Raw genomic sequence first — 17,678 nt, forward strand, 5'->3', positions numbered from 1 at the left:
CTTATAGGGGCGCAAATTGACACGGCCAAGAAAAACGCGGGGGATTGCCTAAAACTCATGCGTGAATCGCAGTCAAACACCCCACGTATCACGCAACCGATACCCGTCGGGCCAGGGATCGTCCGGATCGAGCATGTGTTGGTGGATGCCAGTGATCCAACCGCGGCCGCTGATCTCAGGGGTTATGGCAGGACGGTCACCGATATGAGCCTGCTCGATAATCCGACCGGTAAAACGTGAGCCGATGATCGAGATCGCCTCGAATGTGTCCCCGACCGACATCTGGCCCTTTGCCGCCATCAACGCCATACGCGCGGATACCGCCGTGCCGGTGGGGGACCGGTCAACTTTGCCGGGCTGAATGGCAACCGCGGATTTGCCGGTTAGAACGGTATCGACTTTCTCAAGCGGCCCGCAGAATGCGCAAAACGAGATATGGTTCCAATCGGGGTTCTGGGGATGGGTAAAGCCAAGTTGTTCATTGGCTGCATTGGTAATCTCCACACCCATACGAGCGATGTCCTTGGCCTCTTCCTCGACAATCGCAAACCCTAACGCATCAGCGTCGACCACAACGAAACTGTCGCCGCCATAGGCAGTATCAACGGTCAGCGTGCCGAGTCCTGCAACCTCTAAAGGCACAGCAATTTTGTCCGCAAAACTGGGCAAGTTTTGTACATAGATACGTTCAGCCTTTCCATTTCGACAGTCGGCCCGGACACGTACCAGCCCACCTGGGGCCTCGAGAGTTAGTCGAGTTTCTGGCTCTTGCATCGGAATGATCCCGCTATCCAGCAAAACCGTAGACACGCAGATTGAGTTTGAGCCCGACATGGGTGGCGTGTCTTCGGGCTCCATGATGATAAAAGCGGCGTCCGCTTCCGGATGTTTAGGTGGAACCAATAGGTTCACGTGGCGAAATACTCCGCCCCGAGGTTCATTTAGGACGAAGTTGCGCAAGGTCTGATCCTGCGCGATGAACCCGCGCTGCTCCCAGACACTGTCTCCGGGTGGCGGCTGTACTCCGCCGACGATAACGTCGCCCACTTCTCCTTCGGCATGAGCGGAAATGATGTGGACCGTTTTGGTGCTGCGCATGTCGTGACCCTAAAATCGCGAGGCCGAAAATGGGTTCAGCGTGATCTGAGGGGGCCGACCATCAACCAATGTGCCAACCAATTCAGCTGTCCCCGCTGACTGGGTCAGACCTAAATGGCCGTGACCGAAGGCGTAAATCACGTCCGGCGCGTTTGGCGAGGCTCCTATGACAGGCAGGCTATCAGGCAACGAAGGCCGGAATCCCATCCATTGCCGTCCTCCTTCGGTCTTCAGGCCGGGCATGAACTGCGTGGCTTTGTTCAGCAATGTATCGGCCCGCTTGAAATTCGGGGGCAAATCCAAACCGCCCAGTTCGACCGCTCCGCCGATCCGCACGCCGCCATTGATCCGACCCGCGACAAATCCATGCCCGGCAAAAGTCAGATGCAAACGCAGATCAAACGCACCCTCGGGAAGGGTCGTATTGTAGCCGCGCTCAGTCTCGAGCGGGATAGTGTCATCTAACGTGCGAGCAATGTGATGCGACCACGCCCCGGCGCAAACAACCCCCTTCGCCGCATCAATTTCACTACCATCCAGAATGGCCCGAACCCCGCCTTCAATCGTTTCCAGCGCCCGAATATCCTGCGTTTCGATCCGCCCTCCCCGGCTTTGGAAAACCTGCGCTAGATGCTCGACCCATTTCTTGGGGTCGACAGTGCTAAGCCAACTTGATGTGAAACCCGCATGAGTGAAGCGAGGAGAGAGACCGGGTTGTCTTTCTGCAATCGCCTCACGGCTTTGCAACAGCTCGAAATCAATCCCATGCTGTCGGCGCACTTCCCACGCGGGCAAGCTGGCACGATACTCGGCTTCGCTTTCGTATAGCTGCATCTGACCGTCGCGCCGTATCATCGGCTCTCCGCCGACATCAGAGATGAGGCGGGTCAGAGAGGCAGCCGATTGCTTCATAAGGCTGCTCTGTGCGAGCAAACTGTCTTGATAGGGACCGGGACGGCTGGCTTGCCAAAACCGGAACATCCACGGGGCAATCTTCAGCGCGTAGGCCGGTGGGATAGACAGCGGCCCAAGCGGGTCTAGCAACCATTTTGGCGCTTTGCGCATGATGCCGGGGGTTGCCAAAGGCTCGACCTCGGAAAACGCAAACCCACCCGCGTTCCCGGCTGAAGCCTGCGCCGCGACCCCATCGCGATCCAGTACCAAAACAGAGTGACCACGACGCTGCAACTCAAGCGCTGTCGTGATGCCAATAACTCCGGCACCGATAACAAGAACTTGTTTCGTCACAACTCAATACCTGCATTGAAAAGGTAAATTGGATCGAAGCGCATGATTTCGTCGGCCATTTCCTGTGCCTGTACGTTTGTTATGAGGTTGTGCCCCTGTTTGCGCAAGTCTGATAGACCAGTTCTCGGATATCGAATGTCTTACCCAGAAATAGAATAGGATCGCTGGACCCGGCCAACGATGCGCCACCAAAGATGGCGGGTTCAAACATACTACCGTCGATCACATGCATTCGGCGATAACCCCGCCCTGCTTGGACCAATCAGCGAACCAGCTGCGGAACAAGTCGTATTGCTGTTCACAATAATTGCGCTGTGCATCGGTCAACTCATCTGTTTCATTAAAGTGCAGACGGTATTCATGTTCGCCGTTCAACACCAAAAGATGCTTGTAATACAGCACCAGATCCGGGCCTTCGTCAAAGCTTGACAGCACATGGATAGCCTCGGTCAGTTCCTTAGCCCGTCGACGCGCTTCGGCACTACCTTTAGCCGCTTTTTTGGACAACGCTGCGAGAAGTAAAGCCTCTTTTGGTAATGCCGTACCTATCCCGGTGATCGAGCCGGTGGCACCGCAGTTTACGAAACCGTGGTAGACTTCGGTATCGACGCCCACCATCAATGTCACCTGGTCATCCTGGCTGGTAATGTTCTCAGATGCGTACCGTAAGTCGTCTCTACCGCCAAATTCCTTGAAGCCGATCAGATTGGGGTGTTCCGCCCGCATCGAAAAGAACAGATCGGCACGCGTGGCGAACCCGTAATACGGGCTGTTATAGATGATGGCAGGCAGATCTGGCGCTGCAGACAAGATTGCTTTGAAGTGGTTCTTTTGGGCGGCGGCAGATGTCCCGCGTGACAATACCCGCGGGATCACCATCAGGCCCACAGCACCGACTTTCTGCGCATGGGCGGCATGGGCTACCGCAGACTTTGTATTAATAGCTCCTGTGCCTACCACAACAGGCAACCCTGCCGCTATCAACCTTTCAACGCCTTCCATCCGCTGTTCGTCGGTCAGCAAGGGCCAATCCCCCATTGATCCACAATAGACCACCGCAGACATGCCAGCATCTATCATCTGTTTCCCTTTACGAACCAACGCATCAAAATCCGGCGTTCGGTCAGCGTTGCAGGGTGTCATGAGCGCAGGCATCGTTCCGGTGAAAACGTTGGTCGACATCGGGGCTATCCTTTCAAAATGCAACGTAAAAGCGCCCGCTGTATGGCACTGTGAATCGCCATAACGGATATTGGATACAAAATCCAGAAAATTTAAAGCTAACAAAAAACGCGCCGGTTCAGAGAAGCGGCGCGTTCAATGCAGGTCTGCAATCAACGACTATCGGAACCGTTGGCCAGTCTCTGGATCGAACAACATAGCGCGGTCCGGTCGGGCGATGATTCCTATCCGGTCCCCCTGCTTGCTCCGCTGGTCGTCCCGCTCTTCCACGATCAACTTGTCGCCGTTCGGCGACAGCAAATAGGAATAACTCACGCCACCAAGAGCTTCAGTCAAATCAACGGTACAGGCATCTCCTGCGCGGTCGATTTCAATATGTTCGGGGCGAACACCCAAAGTAACGCGTGTCATGCCCGCTGGTATGTTTACGGCCATTTCAAGCGGAGCTGAAAGTGCCGGGTGTGAAACTTTCCCATCGGCAAAATCACACTCCAAAAAATTCATCGCCGGAGAACCGATGAACCCGGCCACGAAACGGTTATCCGGATCGCGATACAGGTCCATTGGCGCACCGACCTGTTCGATCCGACCGTCCCGTAAAACCACAATCTTGTCGGCCATGGTCATCGCCTCGACCTGATCATGCGTCACATAGATCATGGTCGCGCCAATCTCATTGTGGAGTCGCGCAATCTCAACCCGCATCTCAACGCGAAGTTCGGCATCAAGGTTCGACAAAGGTTCGTCAAACAAAAACACTTCTGGGCCCCGCACGATAGCGCGCCCGATGGCAACGCGTTGACGTTGCCCACCTGACAGAGCCTTGGGTTTACGTTTGAGATACTGATCCAGTTTCAAGATGCTCGACGCCCCTTGGACTTTCTGGTCAATCTCTGACTTCGCGACACCGTTCATGCGTAAGCCAAAGCCCATATTCTCGGCCACTGTCATATGCGGGTACAAAGCGTAAGTCTGGAACACCATCGCCACGCCGCGTTTTGCAGGGTCCAGATGGGTCACATCACGCGCACCGATATGGATTTGTCCCTCAGTGGTTTCTTCCAGCCCGGCAATCATCCGCAGCAATGTAGATTTGCCGCAGCCCGATGGCCCAACGAAAACGCAGAATTCGCCGTCTTCGATTTGTAGATCAATCCCATGAATTACTTGCGTCTCGCCATACCGCTTGATCGCCTGGTTCAGAGTCACACCCGTCATGTCGCTTGTATCCTGTCTTTGTTGGCGCTTAGGCGGGTCTCGGGGAATCGCCAGGCCTGTGCTTCGGTTCCAATCTGTTCAGCCACGCGGCGAACGCGGGGAACCCAGGTTTCCAATTGTTTGAAATTCATTCGCTCGGTCGATCCAGTGACGGAAATCGCCCCCATCATACGTCCACTCGATGTGAGGATTGGACATGCGACGCAGATAATGCCGGGTTCGTGCTCTTCATCATCAATGGCATAACCACGGCTGCGAATCAGATCCAGATCGGCGCGCAACGCCGCTTCAGAAGTCAGCGTCTTATCTGTGAACCGGTGGTAACTTTGTTGGGACACAGCTCTGTCCAAGGCAGCCTCATCCAGAAATGCCATCATCGCCTTGCCAACACCGGTACAATAAGCAGGGCCAACTTTACCGGCCTGAGAATACATCTCTACCGGTTGGGCGGCGTTACGCTTGTCGACATACAAAACCTGATTGGAATCGAGCTGAGCCAAGTGCACTGTCTCGCCAGTTTCAGCGCTTAATGCATCCAAAAAAGGCCTTGCAATAGGGGCAAGTGAGCTTTGAGTCCACGCTGCATGCGCCAGCCGGACCAACCGCAAACCCGGCGTATAAGTCTGCCGGTCCGGGTCATAAGACAACATACCCTGATTAGTCAGGGTCTGCAGGAATCGGTACAACGTCGCCTTGGGAAAATTGCTGCTATCGAGCAATTCCCCGAATCGGACCGGACGCTGAAACGAAGCCACCTGATCCAGCACGTCACATGCTTTTCCTATAGTTCCGTCACCTGACATGGGTGCCTAATTCTCCTCCCGTTAACCCAAGGCCGAGGCACGAGGGTCTTGACAAGACTAGCCGACTTGATGTGTAGTTTTCAATATATAAAACACAGTTTCACTATTTGGAACTGAATGGGAGCAAAGGGAGGAAACCATGCATTCCATTTTCAAGCGCTCTGCCGCAGCGCTGGCAGCCAGTGTCGCGCTTGCTGCGCCTGTCGCAGCCGAACTGACCGGTGAGCTGCGAATCTTCCTGGATACATCCAACCCGGCGCCGCGCGCGACGATGGAAGCGATGATCGATCAGTTTGCGGAACAGCACCCCGGTCTAGAGATCGAAACCACTGTGATCGACCGCGAAGCTTATAAAACCCAAATCCGAAACTTCCTGACAGCGGACACACCAGACGTTGCGACTTGGTACGCAGCCAACCGCATGAAGCCTTATGTAGAGGCGGGTTTGTTCGAAGATGTCTCGGACCTTTGGGCTGAGCCAGAGATTGCTGACAACCTCGCCTCAACCAAAGGCGCGATGACCATCGACGGCAAGCAGTGGGGTGTACCCTACACCTATTACCAGTGGGGTGTTTACTACCGCAAAGATATCTTCGACGAACTGGGCCTGACTGAACCAACCACTTGGGAAGAAGAGCTGGTCAACTGTCAAAAAATCGTGGATTCAGGCCGCGCTTGTTACACGATCGGCACCAAGTTTCTGTGGACTGCCGGCGGCTGGTTCGACTACTTGAACATGCGCACCAACGGGTTCGATTTCCACCAGCAACTGGCCAATGGTGAGGTCAGCTGGGAAGATGATCGCGTCAAACAGACTTTCGCAAATTGGAAGCAGCTGATCGACATGGGCGCGTTCATCGACAACCACCAGACCTATAGCTGGCAAGAAGCCCTGCCCTTTATGGTCAACGGTGAGGCCGCGGCCTATCTGATGGGTAACTTCGCTGTGGCACCGCTGCGCGATGCAGGTCTGACTGACGATCAACTGGACTTCTACCAGTTCGTTGCCATCAATCCGGACGTGGAACTGGCCGAAGACGCACCGACCGACACGTTCCACATCCCAGCTAACGCGTCGAACAAAGAAGCTGCGCGTGAGTTCCTGCGCTTCGTCGTTTCTCCGGATGTTCAAACCCAGATCAACAATGGCGCCAACCTGGGTCAGTTGCCGGTCAATGCGCAGTCTTCGGTTGATGACGACAAGTTCCTGCAGCAAGGCTTTGAAATGCTGTCTTCGAACAGCCCCGGTGGTGTGGCCCAGTTCTGGGACCGCGACGCACCTGCTGAAATGGCCAAAGCGTCGATGGAAGGCTTTCAAGAATTCATGGTTAAGCCCGACAATGCCGACCGCATCTTGGCAAAGCTGGAACGCGCCCGTCAGCGCATCTACGACAACTAATACAGTCAGGTCGGGTTCCGGCCCGGCCTGAACCCTAACCTGCGTAAGGCGGGTGACTACCCGCCTTACTCCCTTGACCTAAAGCCCCAGGTATCCGTATGTCAGCCGTCGACGTCCCCGAACAGGAAAGCTGGTTCCACAGAAACCAACAGCGCATCGCGCCGTGGCTGTTTCTGGCTCCGGGCCTGTTGTTTTTCATGGTCTATGTGATCATCCCGGTTTTCCAATCCTTCAACTTATCCCTGTATGAATGGGACGGGCTCGGCGCTGCCGAATACGTTGGATTGCGCAACTACGAGGATCTATACTGGGAATGGGTGGATCGGGATGCGTTTTACATCTCGCTCAAAAACAACCTTATCTGGCTGATCCTTTACCTTGCTGCGATTCCAGCAGGTCTGTTCATCGCCCTTTTCCTGAACCAAACGGTCTGGGGAATCCGGTTATATAAATCGCTGTTCTTCTTCCCCTTCGTAATTTCACAGGTTGTCGTTGGCCTGGTTTTCACATGGTTTTATGACCCGACTTTTGGCCTATTGAATGAGTTCCTAAGCCTCTTCGGAATGGGGCCGCTGAATATACTGGGAGATGAACGTTTTGTAACCTACGGTATCATCTTCGCGGGTCTATGGCCCCAAACCGCCTATTGCATGATCCTTTACCTCACCGGTCTAAATGCCGTGGACCCCGAACAGATCGAGGCTGGGCGTCTGGACGGCGCTAAAGGCGCACGGATGTTGTGGCACATAATCCTGCCGCAACTACGCCCCGCCACATTCATTGCCTTTGTGGTCACCATCATTGGCGCTCTGCGGTCTTTCGATTTGATATCGATCATGACCCAAGGCGGACCCTTTGGCTCATCGCGCGTGTTGGCCTATTACATGTTCGAGGTTGCACTGTCCGAATATGGCTTCCGCATGGGATACGGCGCCGCCATCGCCGTCGTCCTATTCCTGATCATGCTCTGCTTCATTGCCTACTTCCTGTGGTCGATGTACCGCGAAGAAAGGGGGCACTAAGATGTTTCCTAAACCCATCGAAAAACAATCCCGCGCGGCGCAAGTCAGCTATCAGGCCCTGTTGCCTCTGGCGCTATTGCTGTGGCTAGGTCCCCTGCTTGCAGTCGCCCTATTCTCGGTCAAGCCGGCTGCGGATTTCACCAACGCCAACTACTGGGGCATGCCGTCCAGCTTTGAAGGCGCGTTCAACTACGGACAGGTCTTCTTCAATTCGGATATGCCGCGCTATCTGCTGAACTCATTCATGATCACCATCCCAACGGTGATCGGGTGCGTCGCACTCAGCACGATGACCGGGTTTGCACTGGGAATTTACAAATTCCGCTCGAATATTTGGATCTTTTTCATGTTTGTGGCGGGTAATTTCGTCCCCTTTCAGATCCTGATGGTCCCGGTTCGCGATCTGACCCTGCAATTGGGCCTCTATAATACCAAAACCGGTCTTGTCCTGTTCCACATCGCCTTCCAGACAGGATTTTGTACCCTGTTCATGCGCAACTTCATCCGTGCGCTGCCATTCGAGCTGATCGAGGCCGCAAGGGTCGAAGGTATCAGCGAATGGCGCATCTTTTGGTACGTTGTGCTGCCACTGATGAAACCCGCGATTGCCGCGCTCAGTGTGCTGATCTTCACCTTCATTTGGAACGACTATTTCTGGGCTGTCGTTTTAACCCAAGGCGCTGAAAGCCAGCCCGTCACCGCAGGCATCACCAGCTTTAACGCACAGTTTAGGGCGGCGTATCAATTAATGAGTGCCGGTTCCATCGTCGCGGCCTTGCCGCCGGTCGCCATGTTCTTCCTGATGCAGAAACACTTTATCGCGGGTCTTACCCTCGGAGCTGTAAAGTAATGATAAGAACCTGGTCGCTTCATGATGAGCGGCAATCTCTGGTGCTCGCGGCCCACCGCGAGCACCTTCCTGAAGTTGTATATTTTGGGCCCCGGCTGCCGGATGAGGAAAACACAGATACTCTGTTCAGCGCCTATGGTCTGGACGTCACTGGCGGCATGCTGGATGCAATCCCGGAACTGTCGATCTGCCCCGAGGCGACGCGCAGTTTTCCCGGTCAGCCCGGCCTGATCATACGCGACGGTGACGGCACGCCGATCTTGCCAAAATTCTGCTATGAAAGCGAAGAGGTTGAAGAAAACAACCTTACGCTGACGTTTCGCGATGACACGCACCGACTGACCTATCAGGCGTCGTTTTTGATCGACCCAAAGACCCATATCATCGAAGCCCGTGCATTGCTTGAAGCGGATCGTCCGGTCCTGTTGCATTGGATGTCCGCTCCGGTCTTTCCAGCTCCGCAATTGTCGGACGAGTTGATCGATTTTGCCGGGCGCTGGTGTGGTGAGTTTCAGATGAACACCACGCCTTGGTCGCCGGGCATCCGCTATCGCGAGAACCGAACAGGTCGGACGGGACACGAACATTTCCCAGGGCTGATCGTGCCGGTTCGCGGCGCTACAAATGCGCAAGGACAAGCCTACGGGTTCCACTATGGCTGGTCCGGTGGGCACCGCATGGTGGCTGAGGAACTGCCCGATGGTCGCCGCCAGATACAGTTTGGCCATGCCGCCCGGATGGAACGCGAAGCCTCGACCCGCTTTGAAACCGCGCCGCTCTATGCCGTGTTTTCGGCTGACGGGATCAATGGCTGCGCGGTCGCGTTCCAACGCCATCTGCGTGACCGCATTGTCGCATTCCCCAAACCCGACCGCTCCCGCCCGGTGCACTACAATTGCTGGGAAGCGGTGTATTTCAACCACAACCTCCCGGAACTCAAAGACATAGCCGAACGCGCGGCGTCCCTCGGCGCGGAACGTTTCGTGCTGGACGACGGCTGGTTCGGACAGCGCGACGACGACACCTCATCGCTTAGCGATTGGGAGGTCGACACGCGCAAATACCCCGATGGTCTAGACCCGCTGATCAAGCACGTCCACTCGCTGGGGATGACGTTCGGCATTTGGTTCGAACCCGAGATGATCAACCCTGACAGCAGCATCCATCGAGCCCACCCGGAGTGGGCCTTGGGAAGCGAAGACCAGATTCTGGGTCGCCAGCAGAAGGCGCTCAATATGGCGCTGCCCGAGGTGCGAGATTTCCTTTACGACCGCATGTCCGCGATCCTGTCACAGCATGACATCGACTATATCAAATGGGACCACAACCGGGTGCTGCCCATGCCCGACGCGGCCCAGACGCGCGGATCTTACGCGTTGATCGACCGGCTGCGGCAGGACTTTCCACATACAGAAATCGAAAGCTGCGCCAGCGGCGGCGGGCGCATTGATTTCGGCATCCTCAAACGCACCCAGCGGGTCTGGCTGAGCGATAGCAACGACGCGCTGGAACGGCTGCGCATTCAGCACAATGCCGCGATTTTTCTACCCATGGCCGTCACCGGCAGCCACGTGGGGCCGCGCGTCTGTCACACTTCGGGCCGCGTGCTCGACATCCGCTTCCGGGCCTGGGTCGCCGCCCAACGACACATGGGGTTCGAGATGGACCCGCGTGAATTGAACACCGAGGAGGAGGCCGTTCTGCGCGAGGTCACACAATGGTGGAAGGACAACCGCGACTGGCTGTACTATGCCGATATATTGCGCCTCGACAGCCCCGACCCGTCGGTCGTCGCAGAGCAACAACAGACCAGTGACGGATCGCGCTTTGTCGTGTTTGCGGGCAAACTTGATACCTCACAGCAGATCGCACCGCGCCCGCTTCGGCTGACCCGGCTTGAGGCAGACGCGCTCTACCGCGTTGAACTGCGCGATACGGCCAACGCCCCTGCGACCCTGTCGCGCGGCAATCCGGCGCTGAAACAAGGCCCAATAACCGTAAGTGGCCAATACCTGATGAGCCATGGCTTATCGCTGCCCTGGAGCTTCCCGCAATCGATGTGGGTTATAGAAGGTCGTAAACAATGACAAAAAAACGGCGTTCAGAGCATTGGTACGGGAAACTCGACAAAGACGGGTTCATTCACCGATCTTGGATGAAGAACCAGGGTTTTCCAGATCACGCATTTGATGGGCGTCCCATCATTGGCATCTGCAACACTTGGTCGGAACTGACACCCTGCAATTCTGGCCTGCGCGATCTGGCCGAAGGCGTGAAACGCGGCGTTTGGGAAGCAGGCGGCTTTCCCGTCGAATTTCCGGTCATGTCGCTGGGTGAAACCCAAATGAAACCAACTGCAATGTTGTTCCGCAACTTGTTGGCGATGGACGTCGAAGAATCCATTCGCGCCTATGGAATTGACGGGGTTGTTCTGCTGGGCGGCTGCGACAAGACCACGCCGGGGCAGTTGATGGGAGCAGCCTCGGTCGACTTGCCTTCGATCGTTGTCAGCTCTGGCCCGATGTTGAACGGCAAGTATCGCGGGCAGGATATCGGTTCGGGTACGGATGTCTGGAAGTTTTCCGAAGCTGTGCGCGCCGGAGAGATGACCTTGCAAGATTTCATGAACGCCGAATCCGGCATGTCCCGCAGCGCGGGTGTCTGCATGACCATGGGTACGGCCTCGACCATGGCCTCGCTGGTCGAAGCGATGGGTATGAGCCTTCCGACCAACGCTGCCCTACCGGCAGTCGATGCTCGGCGCATGGCTTTGGCGCATCTGACCGGCAAGCGTATTGTCGAAATGGTCGACGAAGACCTTAAACCTTCGGATATCCTGACCAAGGAAGCCTTTGAAAACGCCATCCTTGCCAATGCCGCCGTGGGTGGCTCGACCAATGCAGTGGTCCACTTGCTGGCGCTGGCCGGACGCGTAGGCGTGAACCTGTCCTTGGAGGACTTCGAAATAGGGTCCGAGATTCCGCTGCTTGTGAACTGTATGCCATCAGGCAAATACCTGATGGAGGATTTCTGCTACGCCGGCGGCGTGCCAGTTGTGCTGAGCGAGCTCAAACCATTCTTGCGCCCAGCAAAGACGGTGCTCAACAAGGACATTTCGGCCCACTATGAAGGGGCCGAGTGTTTCAACACAGACGTCATTCGCCCTTTTGACGATCCGGTCAAACCCGCTGCGGGTCTATGTGTTTTACTCGGTAACCTTGCGCCAAACGGGGCCATCGTTAAGCCTTCGGCAGCAACAGACAAATTGTTGGAAACCGAAGCCGAGGCTTACGTTTTCGAAAATATCGAAGATCTGAAGGCCAATATTGATCGTGAGGATCTGCCGGTTACACCCGAGACGATTCTGGTGCTCAAAGGCTGCGGCCCCAAGGGATATCCGGGCATGCCCGAAGTCGGCAACATGCCGATCCCCGCCAAACTGGTGAAAGAAGGTGTGCGTGACATGATCCGTATTTCGGACGCGCGTATGTCAGGTACAGCCTATGGCACCGTCATCCTGCATGTCAGTCCTGAAGCCCAAGCAGGGGGCACTCTTGCGCTGGTCAAAACCGGAGACCGTATCCGCGTGTCGGCCAGCAAGGGCGAACTGGAGCTGATGGTGGATGAAAAGGAACTGGACGCCCGCCGCGCTGCGTGGCAACCGGACAACCCGTATTACACACGTGGTTACGCAAAACTCTATATCGACCACGTGCTACAAGCCGATCAGGGCGCTGACCTTGATTTCCTTGTCGGCAAAGACACCCGCCTTGTGACCAGAGAGAGCCACTAATGGAACAAACAGCTACATTCCACGACTTAAACGGGGCCTCAGTCTACATCACCGGCGGCGGATCAGGCGTTGGTGCGGCGCTGACGGATGGATTCCTTACGCAAGGTGCTAACGTCGCCTTCATCGGCCGCTCGGACGCAAGAGAGTTCGTCGAAGAAATGCGCGACAAACACGGTCGCGCACCTTTGTTCATGCAAGGCGACATGACCGACACCGAGCTGTTGCACGCCACTATGCAAAAGGCAGCCGAAGCGCACGGCCCCTTGAACGTGTTGATCAACAACGCAGCCAATGACAAACGCCACGCACTGGATGAAACCACCACTGAATTTTGGGACTGGATGATAGAGGTGAACCTCAAGGCGTACTACTTTGCCTGCCAAGAGGCCGCCCGACAGATGCAGGACAAGGGTGGGTCGATCGTCAACTTTAGCTCAATCAGCTATATGATGGGCAATGCTGGCTATCCGATCTATACGACCTCTAATGCCGGCATCACTGGAATGACGCGTTCTTTGGCCCGCGAATTGGGACCTCAAAAAATCCGCGTGAATGCTCTGGCCCCTGGGTGGGTTCTGACACAAAAACAGTTGGACATGTGGGCCACGCCTGAAGACTTGGCCGCCCATTTGGACAGACAGTGTTTGAAAGAACATTTAACGCCCGAGGACATGATCGCGCCAACCTTGTTTCTGGCCTCAAATTCGAGCCGGGCTATGACGGGTCAGTGCATGGCCGTCGATGGCGGCGTCGTTGTAACGGGATAGAGCCATGAAAACAGAATGGATTGCGGTCGACTGGGGAACGTCCCACTTGCGTACATGGGCCATGCAGGGCGACAAAATTCTGGATCAGGCGCAGTCGGACAAAGGCATGGCGCGGGTCCAGAAGGATGGGTTTCAACAAGCCCTGTTTGAACTGATTGAGGGCTGGTTGGGCGACACCCCGATTGACGTGATCGCCTGTGGTATGGTCGGCGCCCGTCAAGGCTGGGTCGAAGCACCCTATTCAGCAGTTCCTTGCGACCCCACCCCGGTTAGCCCGTTCCGCGTATCCGGCACCGACCCTCGCATACGTGCCTTCGTGGTATCTGGGTTGAAACAGGTCTCTCCGCCTGACGTGATGCGGGGTGAAGAAACCCAGATTGCTGGCTTTTTGGCCAATCGCCAAAATTGGGACGGCGTAATATGCCTTCCAGGCACACACACCAAATGGGTACAAGTCAGCGCCAGTGAGGTTGTCAGCTTCCGCACATTCATGACCGGCGAGCTGTTCGATCTGCTGCGTAGCCAATCGGTGCTAAAGCACTCGGTCAGCGATGGCTGGGACGATCCTGCCTTTGCCGAAGCCGTAGCAGATGCACTGTCAAAACCAGAGCAACTGGCCGCCCGTTTGTTTGGACTGCGCGCCGCTGACCTGCTGCAAGGGCAGGATGGCGGTATCGCGCGGGCGCAACTGTCGGGCTATCTGATTGGTGCCGAGCTGGCTGCGACCCGCCCTTACTGGCTGGGCCAACAACTGGCAATCATCGGGGCCGAAGGCCTGTCTGGCATCTACGCGAAAGCCCTACAGCTACAGGGCGCTTTTGTTGAAACCGCCGATAGCACGGCGTGCACACTGACCGGCCTGCAACAGGCCCGCAACCTGACGAGGCAAACCGCATGAGCCGTCCTATCATTGCAATTCTGCGCGGTCTGAAACCTTCTGAAGCCGTGGCTGTCGGTCAGGCTGTTATCGACGCGGGAATCGACAAGATCGAAGTGCCACTGAACTCGCCTGAGCCATATGAATCAATAAGCGTAATGGCTAGTGAATTTGGCGACCACGCCCTGATCGGCGCTGGTACGGTTTTAACCACAAAACAGGTCGAAACCGTGGCTGATATCGGTGGCAAACTGATCGTGTCGCCGAACTGCGATCCCGAGGTTATCTCGCTCACCCAAAAACTGGGTCTGGGAAGTTGGCCGGGAATTTTCACCCCGACCGAGGCTTTTGCCGCACTTAAAGCCGGGGCATCCGGACTCAAGCTGTTTCCCGGCGCCTTGGCAGGCCCGGCGGGATTGGCAGCCCTACGCGCAGTAGTCCCAACGGGTACGCAGATCTATGCCGTAGGCGGCGCGGGTCCGGAAAATTTTGACCAATGGATCAAAGCCAGCGCAGACGGGTTTGGCATTGGCTCGGCACTGTTCAAGCCTGACATGGCTGTCACTGAGGTCGCAGATCGCGCGGTACAAATCGTGGCCGCCTATGATGAGGCCGCTGGATGAGCTCCGTCTACGACGACCGCCTGTGCGAACTTGGTGAAGGGCCCTTGTGGCATCCGGAACTGCAGCAACTTTTCTGGTTCGACATCGTCGGGAAATGCCTGATGACACGGGAAAACGGCGCTCAACGCAGTTGGTACTTTGACGAGCATGTGTCCGTCGCAGGCTGGATTGATCTGGAAACACTTTTGATAGGCTCTGAAACCGGGCTTTGGCGTTTTGTTCTTAAGACCGGACAGAAAGACTTGATCACCCCCCTTGAGGCGCACAACCCTGTCACTCGCTCAAATGATGGGCGCGCGGACCCTTGGGGAGGGTTCTGGATCGGGACGATGGGCAAAAACGCCGAACCTGAAGCCGGGGCAATATATCGTTATTGGCGCGGCGAATTGCGTAAATTAGTGCCGAATGTGACAATCTCAAACGCAATCTGCTTCGCACCAGATCGGTCCTGCGCCTATTACACAGATACGGTAACGAAACAGGTCATGCGATGGTCTTTGAACCCGGAGACCGGCTGGCCCGAGGGCGACAGCGCAGTGTTTTTGGACCTGCGGGTCGATTGTCTGAACCCCGATGGCGCTGTAGTCGATGCGGACGGCAACATCTGGATAGCGCAATGGGGGTCAAGCCGTGTCGCTGCTTATACCCCTGCAGGACAGTTCCTGACCGCTGTTGCGTTCGGTGCATCCCACACGTCTTGTCCTGCTTTCGGCGGCGAAAATCTAAGTACCTTGTTCTGTACCACAGCGCGTGAAGGGCTTGACGCCGAAACACTTGCATCACACCCCACAAATGGCATGACCTTCTCCGCGACGGATGCGGGTAAAGGACAGGCCGAACACAGAGTCCTTCTATGAACCCCGAACTTGGCGTTTGCTACTATCCCGAACATTGGCCCGAAGAAATGTGGGCCAAAGACGCCGCCCGCATGGTGGAAACTGGCCTGGCCTGGGTCAGGATAGGTGAATTTGCCTGGAGTCGTATTGAACCTGCCCCCGGTGAATTACACTTCGATTGGCTGGACCGTGCTATTGACGTGCTCGGAGCTGCGGGACTGAAGGTGGTTCTTGGCACGCCCACGGCCACTCCGCCACGGTGGATGCTTGAAAAACACCCTGACATGCTGGCCGTCGATGCGCAGGGGCAGCCACGCAAGTTTGGCTCGCGCAGGCATTATTGTTTTAGCCATCAAGGCTATATTGAAGAATGCGTTCGCATAGCACGGATTATGGGCGAGCGGTACGGCCACAATCCACATGTAGCCGCGTGGCAGATCGACAATGAATATGGCTGTCACGATACCACCGTCAGCTACAGCCAACCCGCCCTGATCGCGTTTCAACGCTGGTTGGCCGGTCAATATGGCTCAGTCGACGCGCTGAATTCGGCTTGGGGTAACGTGTTCTGGTCGATGGAATACGACAACTTCGAACAGATCGGCCTGCCAAACTTGACGGTGACTGAACCAAGCCCGGCGCATGTTCTGGCCTTTCGTCGTTTCAGCTCGGATCAAGTAGTGGCGTTTAACAAGGCGCAAGTCGATGTGTTGCGGCCACTGACCGATGCGCCGTTGCTTCACAATTACATGGGTCGCGTTCTGGATTTCGATCATTTTAAAGTTGGCGAAGATTTGGATATTGCCACATGGGACAGTTATCCGATCGGGTTCCTGTCGGACCGGCTTGAAGCTGATGATGCGCACAAAGCCGCATTTCTGCAACAAGGCGACCCGGACATGCAGGCCTTTCACCACGACCTGTATCGTGCCGTTGGTCGGGGCCGCTGGTGGGTGATGGAACAACAGCCCGGCCCGGTGAATTGGGCACCCTACAACCCTGCCCCACTGCCCGGCATGGTGCGTCTTTGGTCGCTGGAAGCTGTGGCGCACGGGGCCGAAGTGGTCAGCTACTTCCGTTGGCGGCAAGCGCCGTTCGCACAAGAGCAGATGCATGCAGGATTGTTCACACCGAACGACAAGCCTTCCCCGGCATTGGCCGAGGCGCGTCATACTGCCGATGATCTCGCGCGGCTGGGTCCGGTGACTCAGGTTCAGACAGAGGTAGCTATTTTGTTTGACTACGCCTCAGATTGGGCTTGGACGACACAGCCACAAGGGGCAGGTTTCGACTATTTCCGGCTGGTGTTTTCTGCCTATTGCGCTCTGCGACGGGCTGGGCTGTCGGTGGATTTCATTCCAGCGACCGAAACACCCAAAACAGTCTATAATCTGATCCTGGCTCCCGGGCTGGCAACGCTGAGTGATGATCTTGTGCATCGTTTGACTGCAAGCAGCCAGTTGACCGTTCTCGGCCCGCGAAGCGGCGCGATCACGCATGATTTTCAGATACCGGGAACAGGACGCCCCGGCCTGTCCGGGTTGGATTGCGAAGTTGATTTGGTCGAAACCCTGCCTCCCAACGCGCAGCGGGAAGTGAACGGAGGCGGCGCGGCGCTGCACTGGATCGACCGTATCTCTGGCAGCGCGCCGGACCTTCTGACCTATGCGGACGGAACACCGGCTCTCAAAGGACAAGACAGCCTTTGGTATCTTGCGGGTTTTCCGGACGAGGTCCTTTGGGATCGCGTCATCGCCATGGCCGCACAACAGGTCGATCTCGCCTTGAACCAGCTGCCATCAGGGTTACGCCGACGCGAAACCGAGCAGCACGTTTTCTTGATAAACTACGGCGCTGAAAACATTGAATGGGAAGGGAACAAAATCGCTGCATGCGACGTAGCCATCCTGAAGAAGGACGCGCCCGAAGAGGGTTAACTCTCCGGGCGCGTGTTAATTGCAG

At 56.2% G+C, this 17,678-nt stretch carries 16 protein-coding genes; 10 read left to right on the plus strand and 6 right to left on the minus strand.

From position 1 onward, the window contains the following. Positions 1-72 precede the first annotated feature (72 nt). From ACR0L3_RS10640 to ACR0L3_RS10665, 6 genes are all read right to left on the minus strand, one after another. Positions 73-1,098, minus strand: a complete 1,026-nt coding sequence (locus ACR0L3_RS10640) for a trans-3-hydroxy-L-proline dehydratase (protein WP_480745689.1) — start codon at positions 1,096-1,098, stop codon at positions 73-75. A gap of 9 nt (positions 1,099-1,107) precedes the next feature. Then, positions 1,108-2,346: an NAD(P)/FAD-dependent oxidoreductase gene (locus ACR0L3_RS10645; RefSeq protein WP_480745690.1), complete on the minus strand. Its 1,239-nt coding sequence runs from the start codon at positions 2,344-2,346 to the stop codon at positions 1,108-1,110. 79 nt (positions 2,347-2,425) lie between these two features. Beyond that, positions 2,426-2,578: a hypothetical protein gene (locus ACR0L3_RS10650; protein WP_480745691.1), complete on the minus strand. Its 153-nt coding sequence runs from the start codon at positions 2,576-2,578 to the stop codon at positions 2,426-2,428. After that, positions 2,569-3,528 (minus strand): dihydrodipicolinate synthase family protein, encoded by a 960-nt coding sequence (locus tag ACR0L3_RS10655; RefSeq protein WP_480745692.1) that lies wholly within the window; start codon positions 3,526-3,528, stop codon positions 2,569-2,571. Before ACR0L3_RS10655 ends, ACR0L3_RS10650 begins: the two co-directional genes overlap by 10 nt. 159 nt (positions 3,529-3,687) lie before the next feature. Beyond that, entirely contained in the window at positions 3,688-4,746 is a 1,059-nt protein-coding gene (locus ACR0L3_RS10660) for an ABC transporter ATP-binding protein (protein WP_480745693.1), read from the minus strand. Continuing rightward, positions 4,743-5,549 (minus strand): IclR family transcriptional regulator, encoded by an 807-nt coding sequence (locus ACR0L3_RS10665; RefSeq protein WP_480745694.1) that lies wholly within the window; start codon positions 5,547-5,549, stop codon positions 4,743-4,745. Before ACR0L3_RS10665 ends, ACR0L3_RS10660 begins: the two co-directional genes overlap by 4 nt. Positions 5,550-5,688: 139 nt before the next feature. Here ACR0L3_RS10665 and ACR0L3_RS10670 point away from each other — a divergent pair, with 139 nt between their 5' ends. The 10 genes from ACR0L3_RS10670 to ACR0L3_RS10715 all read left to right on the plus strand — a co-directional run bounded on the left by ACR0L3_RS10670 (position 5,689) and on the right by ACR0L3_RS10715 (position 17,653). After that, the gene (locus tag ACR0L3_RS10670; protein ID WP_480745695.1) at positions 5,689-6,948 is read left to right on the plus strand and encodes an ABC transporter substrate-binding protein; all 1,260 of its coding nucleotides are present in this window, start codon (positions 5,689-5,691) and stop codon (positions 6,946-6,948) included. A 98-nt stretch (positions 6,949-7,046) separates the two neighbouring features. Continuing rightward, positions 7,047-7,970, plus strand: coding sequence for a carbohydrate ABC transporter permease (locus ACR0L3_RS10675; RefSeq protein ID WP_480745696.1), 924 nt, complete (start codon positions 7,047-7,049; stop codon positions 7,968-7,970). Position 7,971: 1 nt separating this feature from the next. Then, the gene (locus ACR0L3_RS10680) at positions 7,972-8,820 is read left to right on the plus strand and encodes a carbohydrate ABC transporter permease (protein ID WP_480745697.1); all 849 of its coding nucleotides are present in this window, start codon (positions 7,972-7,974) and stop codon (positions 8,818-8,820) included. Continuing rightward, complete coding sequence (locus tag ACR0L3_RS10685; protein WP_480745698.1) at positions 8,820-10,907, plus strand: alpha-galactosidase; 2,088 nt, start codon at positions 8,820-8,822, stop codon at positions 10,905-10,907. Before ACR0L3_RS10680 ends, ACR0L3_RS10685 begins: the two co-directional genes overlap by 1 nt. Then, positions 10,904-12,613 (plus strand): IlvD/Edd family dehydratase, encoded by a 1,710-nt coding sequence (locus ACR0L3_RS10690; protein ID WP_480745699.1) that lies wholly within the window; start codon positions 10,904-10,906, stop codon positions 12,611-12,613. Before ACR0L3_RS10685 ends, ACR0L3_RS10690 begins: the two co-directional genes overlap by 4 nt. Continuing rightward, positions 12,613-13,380, plus strand: coding sequence for an SDR family NAD(P)-dependent oxidoreductase (locus ACR0L3_RS10695; RefSeq protein ID WP_480745700.1), 768 nt, complete (start codon positions 12,613-12,615; stop codon positions 13,378-13,380). Before ACR0L3_RS10690 ends, ACR0L3_RS10695 begins: the two co-directional genes overlap by 1 nt. A 4-nt stretch (positions 13,381-13,384) precedes the next feature. Next, the gene (locus ACR0L3_RS10700; RefSeq protein ID WP_480745701.1) at positions 13,385-14,278 is read left to right on the plus strand and encodes a 2-dehydro-3-deoxygalactonokinase; all 894 of its coding nucleotides are present in this window, start codon (positions 13,385-13,387) and stop codon (positions 14,276-14,278) included. Next, positions 14,275-14,880 carry a 2-dehydro-3-deoxy-6-phosphogalactonate aldolase gene (locus tag ACR0L3_RS10705; protein WP_480745702.1) on the plus strand — a complete coding sequence of 202 codons (606 nt, stop codon included), beginning with the start codon at positions 14,275-14,277 and terminating at the stop codon, positions 14,878-14,880. The genes ACR0L3_RS10700 and ACR0L3_RS10705 overlap by 4 nt, the downstream gene beginning before the upstream one ends. Beyond that, positions 14,877-15,737, plus strand: a complete 861-nt coding sequence (locus tag ACR0L3_RS10710) for an SMP-30/gluconolactonase/LRE family protein (protein ID WP_480745703.1) — start codon at positions 14,877-14,879, stop codon at positions 15,735-15,737. Before ACR0L3_RS10705 ends, ACR0L3_RS10710 begins: the two co-directional genes overlap by 4 nt. Further along, positions 15,734-17,653, plus strand: coding sequence for a beta-galactosidase (locus ACR0L3_RS10715; RefSeq protein WP_480745704.1), 1,920 nt, complete (start codon positions 15,734-15,736; stop codon positions 17,651-17,653). Before ACR0L3_RS10710 ends, ACR0L3_RS10715 begins: the two co-directional genes overlap by 4 nt. The last annotated feature ends 25 nt before the right edge of the window (positions 17,654-17,678 follow it).

The sequence above is a fragment of the Ruegeria sp. CK1 genome (assembly GCF_056536545.1).

What these genes read in the sequence shown, in the direction of transcription:
- ACR0L3_RS10655 (WP_480745692.1), bottom strand. Translation starts at nt 3,528, where the DNA reads ATGTCGACCAACGTTTTCACCGGAACGATGCCTGCGCTCATGACACCC.
- ACR0L3_RS10675 (WP_480745696.1), top strand. Translation starts at nt 7,047, where the DNA reads ATGTCAGCCGTCGACGTCCCCGAACAGGAAAGCTGGTTCCACAGAAAC.
- ACR0L3_RS10660 (WP_480745693.1), bottom strand. Translation starts at nt 4,746, where the DNA reads ATGACGGGTGTGACTCTGAACCAGGCGATCAAGCGGTATGGCGAGACG.
- ACR0L3_RS10680 (WP_480745697.1), top strand. Translation starts at nt 7,972, where the DNA reads ATGTTTCCTAAACCCATCGAAAAACAATCCCGCGCGGCGCAAGTCAGC.
- ACR0L3_RS10700 (WP_480745701.1), top strand. Translation starts at nt 13,385, where the DNA reads ATGAAAACAGAATGGATTGCGGTCGACTGGGGAACGTCCCACTTGCGT.
- ACR0L3_RS10710 (WP_480745703.1), top strand. Translation starts at nt 14,877, where the DNA reads ATGAGCTCCGTCTACGACGACCGCCTGTGCGAACTTGGTGAAGGGCCC.
- ACR0L3_RS10670 (WP_480745695.1), top strand. Translation starts at nt 5,689, where the DNA reads ATGCATTCCATTTTCAAGCGCTCTGCCGCAGCGCTGGCAGCCAGTGTC.
- ACR0L3_RS10695 (WP_480745700.1), top strand. Translation starts at nt 12,613, where the DNA reads ATGGAACAAACAGCTACATTCCACGACTTAAACGGGGCCTCAGTCTAC.
- ACR0L3_RS10640 (WP_480745689.1), bottom strand. Translation starts at nt 1,098, where the DNA reads ATGCGCAGCACCAAAACGGTCCACATCATTTCCGCTCATGCCGAAGGA.
- ACR0L3_RS10715 (WP_480745704.1), top strand. Translation starts at nt 15,734, where the DNA reads ATGAACCCCGAACTTGGCGTTTGCTACTATCCCGAACATTGGCCCGAA.
- ACR0L3_RS10665 (WP_480745694.1), bottom strand. Translation starts at nt 5,549, where the DNA reads ATGTCAGGTGACGGAACTATAGGAAAAGCATGTGACGTGCTGGATCAG.
- ACR0L3_RS10690 (WP_480745699.1), top strand. Translation starts at nt 10,904, where the DNA reads ATGACAAAAAAACGGCGTTCAGAGCATTGGTACGGGAAACTCGACAAA.
- ACR0L3_RS10650 (WP_480745691.1), bottom strand. Translation starts at nt 2,578, where the DNA reads ATGCATGTGATCGACGGTAGTATGTTTGAACCCGCCATCTTTGGTGGC.
- ACR0L3_RS10685 (WP_480745698.1), top strand. Translation starts at nt 8,820, where the DNA reads ATGATAAGAACCTGGTCGCTTCATGATGAGCGGCAATCTCTGGTGCTC.
- ACR0L3_RS10705 (WP_480745702.1), top strand. Translation starts at nt 14,275, where the DNA reads ATGAGCCGTCCTATCATTGCAATTCTGCGCGGTCTGAAACCTTCTGAA.